Origin of the sequence: Methanothermococcus jasoni, from assembly GCF_049075655.1 — an archaeon.
Lineage (GTDB): Archaea > AGJL01 > Methanococci > Methanococcales > Methanococcaceae > Methanofervidicoccus.
The window spans coordinates 1,505,784-1,517,853 of record NZ_CP157522.1 but is presented as its reverse complement, the minus strand read 5'-3'; the positions used below and the strand labels follow the sequence as shown (position 1 = coordinate 1,517,853).

Below are 12,070 nucleotides of genomic sequence, written 5' to 3'. Positions count from 1 at the left end.
CTATTACGCCTTTATGATTTCATTGATAATTCTTTCAATAATTGTAGGAACTCCCTTAAATCCAGCAAGCGGAGTATTACTTAAAGATATTTCATCAACCACAGGATAAGAAAACCTTATTAATGATATGTTTTTATTTTGTGCTATTTTCTTTTCATAACTGGAACCAAATAGTATTTCAATGTTATTTTCCATAATTTTATCTTCTAATTCCTTTCTATCGTCTATAACAATATTTTCCACAATATCATTAATTTCCTTTATTTTGCTGTCCATATTGTAAAATTTTGAAACGCCCAAGGTATCAATATCAAAACCAATCTCATCAGACAAAAATTTGGCAAATCCAAATGCTTTATAGTCCCCAACTACTGCTGAGCTCATGCCGTAGAATCCCTTTAAATAAAACTGAACCTTTTCAACAGTTTTGATTATCCTCTTCTTCTCCTCTTCAACAAATTCAAAATCAACATTAACATGCTCATTTAGCGAGTTTAAAAACTCCAATGTCCCGTTTAAGCCATAAGGATAATCAACAACGATATAAGGAATGTTAAATTTCTTTTTCATTACTTCCGCCAATTTAATTCCATCTCCAAAAACAACATTTAATTCAGCATTTGGAGCATTCTTTATGGCATCAAATGTATCGCAAGTTAAAATAGAATTTATATTAACTCCTGCATTACTACAAATCCTCCTTATCTCTTCAATATCTTCCCTAGCCTTAAAATCATCGATTTTTATACCAATCAAATTTATTGAGTTCGGAATGGTTTCTTTTTGTTCCATAATGAATCAATGATTTTAATGCTTCATCATAACCCGAATATGCCAAACTGTGGTATCCTGCTCCGCTAAAATAGATTATATCTTTATCAATTTCTTCCTTTGCTAAATTAACAACACTCTCTAAATCTTCTCCTAAAATACCAGATGAACAGCAATCCATTGCAACAATAAAATTTGGTTTAAATGTGTCATATACCTTTTTTATTGCCAATAAACACTTATTCTCCGCACCATAAACCAAATCTCTTTGATGCATTCCAGAAACTGCAATTCTCCAATCGCTGTTATCCTGCAAAACTTCCAACATCATCACACCAGAATGACATCCAGGTGGTGAGTGTAAAATTGAATATCCATCGATTATTCCGTTAAATGCCCTAATTGCACCAATCATCCTACAACCCTGCAAAGGTTCCATTTAATCACCAAAATGAATTTTTAATTTATTAATATTTTTAGGTAATTTAATATAAATTATTACATACTATTTATTATTTATTATTCATTATTTAATATAAATTAAAATATCAACAAACTTTTTCACAAATAATCATCAGATTTATCTTCTCGCATTCCAGAGTTTCTATTTTAAATGTTAAATTGCATTCATTCGCTATCTTTTTGAATTTTTCCAAATCAATGCCGTTGAAAAAGGGAGCTCCTTTGCAATTTCTTCGTTATAGTGGTGGTTGGCAACATTTCCTTCCTTCTTTTCACTTTCAATTGATATTAACTTACCTCCATTTTTTAGAATTTTAGTCCTTCAATATCGATAAGTCCAAAACTGATTTTCCACTTCCGCTTTCACCGATAAGGCAGAGTGTTTCACCTTCTTTTATTTCAAAATTTACACCATTAACAGCTTTAACTTTAATATCTCCAAGCAAAAAATCAACATGCAAATAACAGTTAAAAGATTATTCATAAATAGACCTCCCTGATTTAGGTTCAAATATATCTCTCAGACCGTCCCCTTAGATTAAATCCAAGAATAGCATATATTTTAAAATAACCTTATTTTATCATTATATATTATTTATTATTATAATTTTTAAACTAAGTAATATTTAATATTTATATTTTAGGTTTTACATTAATAATATTAAAAATTTGAAAATAAGGATGAAAGTGCATAATTATAAAAATAATAAAAAATAGCAAAAATATATTATTAAAAATCAAAATTGATATTAATTATCGTTTTCCGGCTTCTTCCACCATTAACAATGCACAGAATTCACCGCAAACACTACATGCCTTCTCATCAGCAGATGGTAATTCTTCTCTCATTTTTCTAGGTTTTTCTTTGTCAATGGATAATTCAAACTGTTTTTCCCAGTCATGATTTTTCCTTGCAATAGCCATTTCCTTCTCCTTTTCCCATGCCATTGGATTTCCTCTTGCAACATCAGCCGCCTGAGCTGCTATTTTTGAAGCTATGAGCCCTTCTTTTACATCGTTTTCATCCATTAATCTAAGGTGTTCAGCTGGCGTAACATAGCATAGGAAATTTGCACCACAGTATGCCGCCAGAGCTCCTCCAATGGCAGATGTAATATGGTCATATCCCGGTGCTAAATCAGTTACAATAGGCCCCAATACATAGAATGGAGCATTTTTGCATAGTGATTTTTGGATTCTCATATTCGTTTCCACATTGTTTAATGGAACATGTCCGGGACCTTCAACCATTACCTGAACTCCCGCTTCCCTACATCTATCTACGAGCTCACCCAATATTATGAGCTCATGTATTTGGGGTCTATCTGTATTGTCGCATAAACACCCCGGTCTCATTCCATCTCCTAAACTTAGCGTTACATCATGTTCCTTCAATATTTCAAGGAGATAATCAAACTGTTCATAAAGTGGGTTTTCTTTGTTATGGTGCATAATGTATGCTGTTAAAAAGGCACCTCCTCGACTAACAACTCCCATAATTCTTTTATCGTTTTTTAAGGATTCTACGCTGTTTTTTGTAATTCCGCAGTGCAGTGTCATGAAATCTACGCCTTCCTTTGCCTGCCTCTCTATAACATTGAATATTATATCTTCATCCATGTCGATTACTCTACCGTATTTTTTCCTTGATTCCACCCCTATTTCATACATTGGAACAGTCCCTATGGGCAAATCAGTATTTTCCATTATTGCTTTTCTTATTTCTGGCAAATCCCCTCCTGTGCTTAAATCCATAATGGCATCTGCACCGTATTTATTTGCTATTTTTGTTTTTCTTATCTCCATATCTATATCTACACAGTCAGTGGATGTTCCAATATTCACATTTACTTTTGTTCTTAGGCTATCTCCAATTCCTACTGGTTTTGTGTTCCTATGAATGTTTTTAGGTATCACAACATATCCTTTTGCTATTAGTTTTCTTAACTTTTCTGGATTCATCCTTTCTTCTTTTGCCACAAATTCAATTTCTTTTGTAATTATATTATTTTTGGCATCAGTCATTTGAGTCATAATTCCACCATATAGTTTATAGATAATAAATTAGATTAAAATTAAGCCGTTTAAAACTGTTTAGTTTTTTGTGAGTATTTGTGAGTGTATGGGAGCATTTAGTTTTCGAAATGTTTATATAGTGTTTTCATGCATAGTTTATAGTGTCAATCTAATCAACCCCAAGACTTTCCTAAACCTCTTTTAAACATGTTAAAACATCCAACAAATTGTCGAATTGATGGGTGGAGCTGGGGTCCCCACGACAGGGGAGGAGACTGATGACATGCTCCCAATGAACCCAGAGGGAGATGAGGTTGATGACGCCCAAGTCCAATGTGAGCATTTACTAACCAACGCTCACATTGGACAGACCCCATAAACAGTAATAATCGTAATATAATCATAATATACTCGAAATATAATTGAAATTACCATAATCGGAAATATGCTATATTGCAATATTAAATTTATATTAACAAATATATTAAAAATTAAAAAATTATTAGCTTATAAAAAACCAATTAGAATAAGTTTCTAACTTTTTCATCTGATTTCATAACCTTTTCTTTCTGTTTTTCTCTGAATTCCTTTAATTTTTTTGATAGTTCTTCATCCGATATAGCGAGCATCTCAACAGCTAAAATTGCCGCATTATCTCCTCTATCGATTCCAACTGTTGCAGTAGGTATTCCTGGAGGCATCTGAACACAGCTTAAAAGAGCATCCATTCCATCAAGTTTGCTTTCAACAGGAACTGCAATTACTGGTTTTGTTGTTAATGCCGCCACAACACCAGGAAGGTGTGCCGCAAGTCCTGCAATTGCTATGAATACCTTTGCATCACTGTTTTTAATAATATCTTCTACGAGCTCAGGTGTTCTATGAGCAGAGGCTACTCTTACTTCGAAATCTACGCCAAATTCTTTTAAAATATTTACTCCTTTTTCAGCAATTTTTAAATCACTTTCACTTCCCATGATTATACATATCATGATTTCACCATATATGTTGTTGTATATTTTTGACAACTCTTATATATCATACATACTTTATATTATTTTATGGTATTTTGGTATTTTTAATTTTGCTATTTTATAGTTATAGTTTTATATGGAGGGGCGTTATGAAAGAAAAAACTTTTGTCATGTTAAAACCTGATGCAGTTAGGAGAAAGCTTGTGGGTAGAATTATCCAGAGATTTGAAGACAAGGGATTTGATATATTAGATATGAAGATGCTGACAATTTCGCGGGAGCTCGCAGAGAGACACTACGAAGAACACAAAGGCAGGGATTATTATGAAAGACTTGTAAATTTTATGACATCAGGAAGAGTTGTGACAATGGTAATTGAAGGGGAAAATGCCATTTCTGTTGTTAGAAAAATGATTGGAAAAACAAATCCTTTGGAAGCAGATGCTGGAACCATAAGGGGAGACTTTGCATATTCCACGCCGGATAATTTAGTGCATGCATCGGATTCAAAAGAAAGTGCGGAAAGGGAAATAAACCTATTTTTTGGATAAAATGCAAATATAATATGCAATAAATATAAAACATATTACTGCTTATATTTATTTTAGTTTTAGCCAAGGAAAATTATGTATTTTTATTTATTTTTATTTTTTAAGTGATAATATGGCAAAAAGAAAAGGAAGTAAAAAAGAAAGTATTGTAGCTAACAAATTAAAAAAATCGGGGCACAAAATATTAGAACGAAATTCAGTTAAAAGATTGAATCAACATAAAAAAGCAGAATATGATATAATAACAAAAAGGGGCAATAAAAAATACTCTATTGAAGTTAAAAGCGGAAAACAAACATTAACAAGTGCGGATGTAGAAAAACACATTAAAAAATCAAATAAAATTAGGGCAAAACCTGTGTTCCACGTTAGTAAAAGGGTTAAATTTACAAAACCTGCACAGGAATTGGCTAAAAAGAACGGAGTTAAAATAATACGAGATTAGTTATAAGTCAGATTGAAGTTATATCACAGAATAACATAAAAATAAAATCATATATACCTTCCGAAACTGTTATATATTAGATGAGTGTTAGTTATTATTGGTGAGTAAATGTGAGTTTAGAAAGAGTATATACGATGAAGGAAGCTTGTGAATTGTTGGGAGTTCATATAAAAACACTGCAAAAATGGGATAGGGAGGGAAAAATTAAATGTGTTAGAACCATAGGAGGAAAGAGAAGAGTTCCAGAGAGTGAGATAAAACGAATCTTAGGAATTAAAGACAAAGAACAAAGAAAAATTATCGGATATGTAAGAGTATCATCAAATACACAAAAGGATGATTTAGAAAGACAAATAGACATGATAAAATCATACGCAAGAGATTTAAATTGGAATGTGGAAATATTAAAAGATATTGGTAGTGGATTAAATGAAAAGAGGAAAAACTACAAAAAACTTTTAAAAATGGTTATAAACCGAGAGGTTGAGAAAGTAATAATTACTTACTCAGATAGATTGACGAGATTTGGTTTTGAAACGTTAAAAGAGTTTTTTAAATCTTATGGGACTGAAATTGTAATTATAAACAAACGACAGAAGACCCCACAAGAAGAATTGGTTGAAGATTTAATAACAATTGTTTCCCACTTTGCAGGAAAGCTTTAGGGAATGCGTTCTCACAAGTATAAAAAGCTTATCAAAACAATTAAAGAAATCATAAGGGTGGATAATGCCAAATAAAAACAAAATCCCAACCGAAATTATCCTAACATACAAAGTTAAACACAATTACGATTTAAAAAACCTACCAGAAGAATTTCTAAAAATCTTAAATGAAGCCATTAATATTATTTGGAAAAATATAAATTGGAAAGAAAAGACAATTAAACATCGATACAAAGTAGGAAAGAAATACAAATACTACAAAACTACTCGACTAATCCCAGAAATTCCAAAGGATAAAGATTTCAAAAGAGAGTTAAGAAATCACTCATTAAAAGGTTGGGAGTTTGCATCTCATTATATCGATGGAGCTATTAAAACCGCCTACTCTACAATAAACAGTTGGAAATCAAATTATTTAAACGGTAACAGGGAAATAAACAAACCAACATTCAAAAGACCTTTTGTTAGAGTTAAAAACACCCTAATAAGACATGATAAAGAAAATGGAAATATAAGAATTACCATAAAACCGAGAAAGGAGTATTTGGTTTTAAATATTAAGGATGCGTGGTTCTACGAAAAAATTAAGAACTTTAATGTTGGAGAGGTTATTTTAAAGGATAATGAGGCATTAATAACCTTCAAAAGACAGTTGGATTTATCTGATAAGGAAGTAATTATTGGAATTGATAGTAATTTAAAGTCATTGGACTTATATCACTCAGAAAAAGGTTGGATTAGAGTTGATTTGTCTGAATTGCATAGGATTAAGGGGATTTATGATGTAATAATCGATAGGTTAAAATCAATCTATAAAAAAGCCCCTAAGAGGATTAGCAAACTACTTAGAAAATACTGGAATAGGAGAAAAAATCGAGTTAATGATTTTATTAACAAACTCACTTCCCAACTATCTAAACTCTTTCCTAATGCAATTTTAGTATTTGAAGATTTAGATAAGTTTAACATGTATGGTAAAAACTCTAAATTCAATAGGGATTTAGATAGAAGTAATTGGAGAAGAATAGCTGGGAAATTAGAGTATAAGAGTGTTGTTGTTTATGTTAATCCCCACTACACTTCAAAAACCTGTCCCGTATGCGGGAGTAGAATGGAGTCCCAAGAGGGGGAGGTTGTTAAATGCAATAATTGTGGGGATTTTAATAGGCAATTTGTTGGTTGTTTTAATGTATTTAAAAGAGGAATTAAATTAGTTGAAAAATTATTAGGCGGAGTTGGGGTTCCCGTGACTGGGGTGAAGGTCGATGATTTACTCTCCGATGAACCCAGAGGAGAGTTGAGATTGATGCCACCCAATCCCGATGTGAGTTATATTGTAGATTTAAATGGTAGAGCTCTTTTACAAGTATAAAAACTCACCAATACTCACATTGGGAAGACCCCTTGGCAGAATATATAATTACGACATATAATTAATAAATATAGGCAATATCCTATAATAGCACTAAGTAATAACTATTTACAAACAGTGAATTTTATTAATAACAATTTAACAGTGAAAACATGGATGTTTATGAAGTATTATTCCAAAAATGTCTGGAATACGAAGTAATAGTTGATGGTAAGGAAGTTCCACTATGGAAACTTAAAAAGGAAGATATAGACAATGGAAATGTTGATTTTGATTTACAGTGGGACAGCCTTCAAGATTTGGCAATATCTCTTTATGAATTAAAGAAGGAACAGCAGAAATCAAAGGAGCTCATAAAGTATCCACTTGAAGAAATACTTGTTGGGATTGCATTTTTAAAATCAAAAAAATCAGGCTATTTAATTACCGACGATATGAATAATATAAATACCTGTTTAAATTATCTAAGTGAGCTCATAACTGCGAGAATAAATTGCATATCGAGATATTACTACCTCATTAAAAAACCCATGAACACGAATTTATTTGATGAGGTTATATTAAAATTCCCTCAAAAAAAGGACATAAAGGTTAAAAATATTGAAGATTTAAAGGAGCTCGTTTTTAAACTTAAAAATTTAGAATTTAAAAATCCATAAATGGAATATATAGAATGCCAAGGGATATTATGAATAAAGAATTGGATTATTTAGAATTCGATGAAGAGCATTTTCTAAATACATATGGCGATAAAATAAAACAGCATATAAAAACAAATCTTTCATCAAATTTTATTGAAAATAATATTTTTGAGTTTGATATAGAAGATTTTTTAAGCAGTTATCCTGAAATTTGCGAAATAAACGATATAATCATAGAAAATCCTACAAAGGTTGAAGGAACTATTTTTTACATATTTAAAGAAGCATACATGGAGCTCTTTGGAGATGACAATAAAATAAGAAAGGAATTGGAAAAAATCCAAATAGCATTTAAAAGACCCCTTGGATGCGAAAAAAAGATAGATGAGATAAACTCCTCGGATATTAATAAACTTGTAAAATTTGAAGGAAACATAATAAAAGCGGCAAAAGTCTGTGCATTGTTAAAAAAAGCATGTTTTGTATGTAGAAACTGCGGAAATATACAGTATAAAACTATACACGATTATTTTACCTTTCCAAAGATGTTCTGCAACAATAAAAACTGTGGAGCTGAAATGTCTCTTGATTTAGATAGTTCCACCTATATAAATATACAAGAGTTGGAAATCCAACAACCCATAGACCTTATGAAAAACCCTGACGACCCACCAAGGAGTATTAGGGCGTTTCTTGAGAACTCTGAGGGAATATACTCCGGAAGAGTGGATGTTGTTGGAACAGTTATGAAAAAATTCACAAAACCAAATATGCCTGTTTTTGAAATATATGTTAAAAGCAACAGAATAAAATTAAATGAGAGCTTCCAAAAAATAGAAGTAAGGGACATTATAAATAATTACGATTTGATGGAAATATTGAACGAATTAGGGAAGAAAAAAAATATAGTGGATATTTTATCCCAGTATCTTATACCTCAAATTAAGGGATATGAGCTCGTAAAGAAGGCAATATTTTTACAGCAGATAAAGGGATGCACAAAGTTTCTTCCCGACGGCTCACAGTTAAGAAAGGACAGCCACATACTTTTAATCACAGACCCCGGGATTGGTAAATCTACAATGTTAAGGAAGATAGCAAGATTGTTTCCACAGAATGCCTATGCATCCGTTACCACTGCAACAGGTGGAGGTCTTACAGCAAATGTTGTAAGGGAAAGCACAGAAATAGGGGATGGATGGGTTGTAAAGCCTGGTGTCTTTGTTAGGGCTAATGAAGGGACTGCCTGTATAGATGAGCTCACTGTGGATAAAAATGTAATGAAGTTTATCCTTGAAGCCATGGAGTCCCAGACAATTCACGTAAATAAGGGAGGCATAAATGTAAAACTTCCCGCAAAATGTGCTGTTCTTGCAGCATGTAATCCAAAGCGTGGAAGGTTCGACCCAAATTTAGGGGTGATAGAACAGATAAATGTTCCATCTCCACTTCTAAGTAGGTTTGATTTAATATTTCCACTAAAAGACATTCCAGATAGAAAGAGGGATGAAGAAATAGCCGAACATATTTTAAACACCCACATAGAAACAGCAGTTAAAGACTATAAAATACTCGGTTCTATTAATATAGATGGAATAAAGGTAGATGAAAACCTGATAAAGAATTATATAATCTACTCTCGAACCTGTGCATACTTTGAAGATAATCATTCGCTGTTTATGGGGGAAGTTGATGAAACAAAGTTAAAGAATCCTTATTTAACAAAATCTGCAAAAAAACTAATAAAAGATTATTATGTAAATATGAGGAGGTTGGGGGAAGGGGACAATCCAATACCTGTGACTGCCAGACAGCTGGAAGCGGCAATAAGAATTTCAGAGATGCACGCAAAGGCAAGATTATCAAAAAAGGTTGAAGAAAAGGATGCAAAAATTGCCATAGATATTATTGAAGAGTGTTTAAATCAGGTTGCTTACGACCCAGAAACTGGAAAATACGACATAGGAAAGGCAATGGGTCAGCTCCCTAAATCAAAAGTCGATAAAATGGATAAAATAGTGGATATAATAAGGGAATTATCTGTATTATCAGATAATGGATTAGCTTATGAAGAGGATATTGTTGAAAAGGCATCAGAATACAACATATCAGAAAAAGAAGTTGAAGACATACTTGAAAAATTAAAAAAGAGTGCTGATATATACTCCCCAAAGTTTGGATACTACAAGGTTTCGTAAGAAACCTTGTAGGTTAAAATTCCGAAGGAATTTTACGGATTACAAAGTCTCGTAAGAGACTTTGTAGGTCGATAATCACGAAGTGATTATTGCAGATTACAAGGTTTCGTAAGAAACTTATATTATTATTAATTATGAATTATTCAATAATTCTTTAAATTCTTCTTTAACATTTTTTATATTGTAATCATCCATATTGATTTTATTTTTGACTTCTTTTAAATAGTTTTTTCGGAGCTCCGATATTTTTTTAATCTCATCCTTACGGAGCTCATTATTTCTTATATATTCCCCCATAATTTTTCGAGTGATTTTATCAATTTCGTTTAATATATTTTCTTTTTTAGATATTTCCTTTTTTGCTTCTTCTATTTCTTTAAATGGTTTTTTGCTTTTGTTTATTATTTTATTCACTATTTTATTATAATCAATATCTTTTGTAGTGTCGATTATAATATCTGGTTTATCCCAACTGTATTTGTTCCCAGGTTCATCAAACTTATTAAACATATTTATTATTACTTCATTTGGTATTTTTGCCCCTCTTTCAATGTTTCTTTTTAATAGCAATTCAAGGGGAGCTTTTAAATAAATAATAATATGATTTTTACGGTTCTTTTTTGCGATGTTTATTAAATCCCGCCGTTTTGAATTGTAATAGTTTGTATCATCTACAATTACAGTATAATTTTTCAATGCATTATCTATTAAGTAGTATGTCGAATTTTTTATAAAATCCTCATATTCTTCCTTCCATGCTGGGAAGCTCTCTCTTATTAAATCAGTTCCCAAAATTATATTATCCATTCCTTTTTTATAAAGTTCCTTCGATAATCTCTTTGAGAACGTGCTTTTTCCCACCGATGGAAGCCCTACAAGTATTACAAGCATATTATCACAATTTAATGAAAAAATTAATAATTAATAATCAAATTTAATTTTTGGATTTATCCTCCTATTTTCATTTACAAGAAGGGATACCCTACTGTCAAATGAATCATCTTCAAGTTTGTAGAAGCTGTTTTCTTCAAGAGTTTTACTCAAATTGATTATTTCATCATGTTTGAGCATGTCGTCAAGATTCAATCTTTTTCTCGAATATCCAACATTCATATAAGATTTTAATTCTATGAAGTTTGTATTTGCCCTTTCATAGAGTGGAACGAATTTTTTTATGTCATCGTTGTAGTTTCTTATTAATGTAGTTCTTAAACAGGTTCTTTTTTTGGATTCGAGTATATCGAGAGTATTTAGTATCTTTTCCCACTGAGCTTCCTTTCCGCCGCATATTTTTTTATAGCTGTCCAAATCATAGGCATCAAGTGAAACATATAACTGTGTTGGGTTTATTTCTGCTATCACATCGGTTAATATTCCATTTGACACCACAAATGTTGATAAACCTTTTTTATGGAATAACTCAATTAATTCCTTTAAATAGGGATAAACTGTTGGCTCCCCTGATAGGGATATGGCCACATGCTTTGGATTTATGGCTTCACTAAATTTCTCTTCCCCTATCCTGTCCAGTATGCCTTTATACCCCATTATAATGGTTCTATGCATTTCAAAAATATCGTTCATTACCTCCTCAGGTTCTTTCCATTCTGGCAGTTTATAGCCAATATTTTGGTTATTGGTGTTATCGTATTTATTTAAATCAGCTGGGAGAACCCTCCAACAGAATATACAGCTCTGCTGACACCAAATTGCTGACGGTGTGCATTGGATGCATCTATGGGTTGCTATTCCGTAAAACTTTGATTTATAGCAGTTTTTGTTTTCAAGAAGTGATTTTCTCACCCATCCGCACAATTTAACAGCACTGTGGTCTTTTATTTGATAGTGCTGTTTTCTCAAAATATTGTAAATTTCCTCTGGAATGTATTTGTTGCTGTTTTGATTTGTTTTATCCATACTAACCACTTTAAATTTTTCTGACATACTCCCACGACTGAAGTCGTGGGGTTCTCGC

The 12,070-nt window shown here is 31.8% G+C and carries 11 protein-coding genes and 2 pseudogenes; 7 read left to right on the top strand and 6 right to left on the bottom strand.

The genetic code is table 11. The features are described 5' to 3' along the window. Positions 1-3: 3 nt before the first annotated feature. The 3 genes and pseudogenes from Mjas_RS07975 to thiC form a co-directional block, all read right to left on the bottom strand. Positions 4-1,186, bottom strand: a pseudogene (locus tag Mjas_RS07975) (nitrogenase component 1). 361 nt (positions 1,187-1,547) lie between these two features. Next, positions 1,548-1,679, bottom strand: a complete 132-nt coding sequence (locus Mjas_RS07970; RefSeq protein ID WP_421077630.1) for an ATP-binding cassette domain-containing protein — start codon at positions 1,677-1,679, stop codon at positions 1,548-1,550. A gap of 307 nt (positions 1,680-1,986) precedes the next feature. Then, positions 1,987-3,267, bottom strand: coding sequence for a phosphomethylpyrimidine synthase (gene thiC / locus Mjas_RS07965; RefSeq protein ID WP_421077629.1), 1,281 nt, complete (start codon positions 3,265-3,267; stop codon positions 1,987-1,989). A gap of 220 nt (positions 3,268-3,487) precedes the next feature. Here thiC and Mjas_RS07960 point away from each other — a divergent pair, with 220 nt between their 5' ends. After that, positions 3,488-3,628, top strand: a complete 141-nt coding sequence (locus Mjas_RS07960) for a hypothetical protein (RefSeq protein WP_421077628.1) — start codon at positions 3,488-3,490, stop codon at positions 3,626-3,628. A 142-nt stretch (positions 3,629-3,770) separates the two neighbouring features. On the opposite strand, the gene purE is transcribed toward Mjas_RS07960, so the two are convergent. Then, positions 3,771-4,241 carry a 5-(carboxyamino)imidazole ribonucleotide mutase gene (purE, locus tag Mjas_RS07955; RefSeq protein ID WP_421077627.1) on the bottom strand — a complete coding sequence of 157 codons (471 nt, stop codon included), beginning with the start codon at positions 4,239-4,241 and terminating at the stop codon, positions 3,771-3,773. Between the two features lie 131 nt (positions 4,242-4,372). Between purE and Mjas_RS07950 the strand changes: the two genes are divergently transcribed. The 6 genes and pseudogenes from Mjas_RS07950 (at position 4,373) to Mjas_RS07925 (ending at position 10,095) form a co-directional block, all read left to right on the top strand. Then, positions 4,373-4,774 (top strand): nucleoside-diphosphate kinase, encoded by a 402-nt coding sequence (locus Mjas_RS07950; RefSeq protein WP_421077626.1) that lies wholly within the window; start codon positions 4,373-4,375, stop codon positions 4,772-4,774. Positions 4,775-4,886: 112 nt separating this feature from the next. After that, positions 4,887-5,219 carry a restriction endonuclease gene (locus Mjas_RS07945; RefSeq protein ID WP_421077625.1) on the top strand — a complete coding sequence of 111 codons (333 nt, stop codon included), beginning with the start codon at positions 4,887-4,889 and terminating at the stop codon, positions 5,217-5,219. A gap of 134 nt (positions 5,220-5,353) precedes the next feature. Further along, positions 5,354-5,881: pseudogene (locus tag Mjas_RS07940) on the top strand (IS607 family transposase); the annotation flags it as partial. 67 nt (positions 5,882-5,948) lie between these two features. Then, positions 5,949-7,256 carry an IS200/IS605 family accessory protein TnpB-related protein gene (locus tag Mjas_RS07935; protein ID WP_421077624.1) on the top strand — a complete coding sequence of 436 codons (1,308 nt, stop codon included), beginning with the start codon at positions 5,949-5,951 and terminating at the stop codon, positions 7,254-7,256. A gap of 152 nt (positions 7,257-7,408) precedes the next feature. Continuing rightward, complete coding sequence (locus Mjas_RS07930) at positions 7,409-7,915, top strand: hypothetical protein (RefSeq protein ID WP_421077623.1); 507 nt, start codon at positions 7,409-7,411, stop codon at positions 7,913-7,915. Positions 7,916-7,944: 29 nt separating this feature from the next. After that, positions 7,945-10,095 carry an ATP-binding protein gene (locus Mjas_RS07925; protein WP_421077622.1) on the top strand — a complete coding sequence of 717 codons (2,151 nt, stop codon included), beginning with the start codon at positions 7,945-7,947 and terminating at the stop codon, positions 10,093-10,095. 132 nt (positions 10,096-10,227) lie between these two features. Here Mjas_RS07925 and pstK read toward each other — a convergent pair whose 3' ends face one another. Both pstK and twy1 read right to left on the bottom strand, forming a co-directional pair. Next, the gene (pstK, locus tag Mjas_RS07920; protein ID WP_421077621.1) at positions 10,228-10,986 is read right to left on the bottom strand and encodes an L-seryl-tRNA(Sec) kinase; all 759 of its coding nucleotides are present in this window, start codon (positions 10,984-10,986) and stop codon (positions 10,228-10,230) included. 30 nt (positions 10,987-11,016) lie between these two features. After that, entirely contained in the window at positions 11,017-12,039 is a 1,023-nt protein-coding gene (gene twy1 / locus Mjas_RS07915) for a 4-demethylwyosine synthase TYW1 (RefSeq protein WP_421077620.1), read from the bottom strand. Positions 12,040-12,070 lie beyond the last annotated feature (31 nt).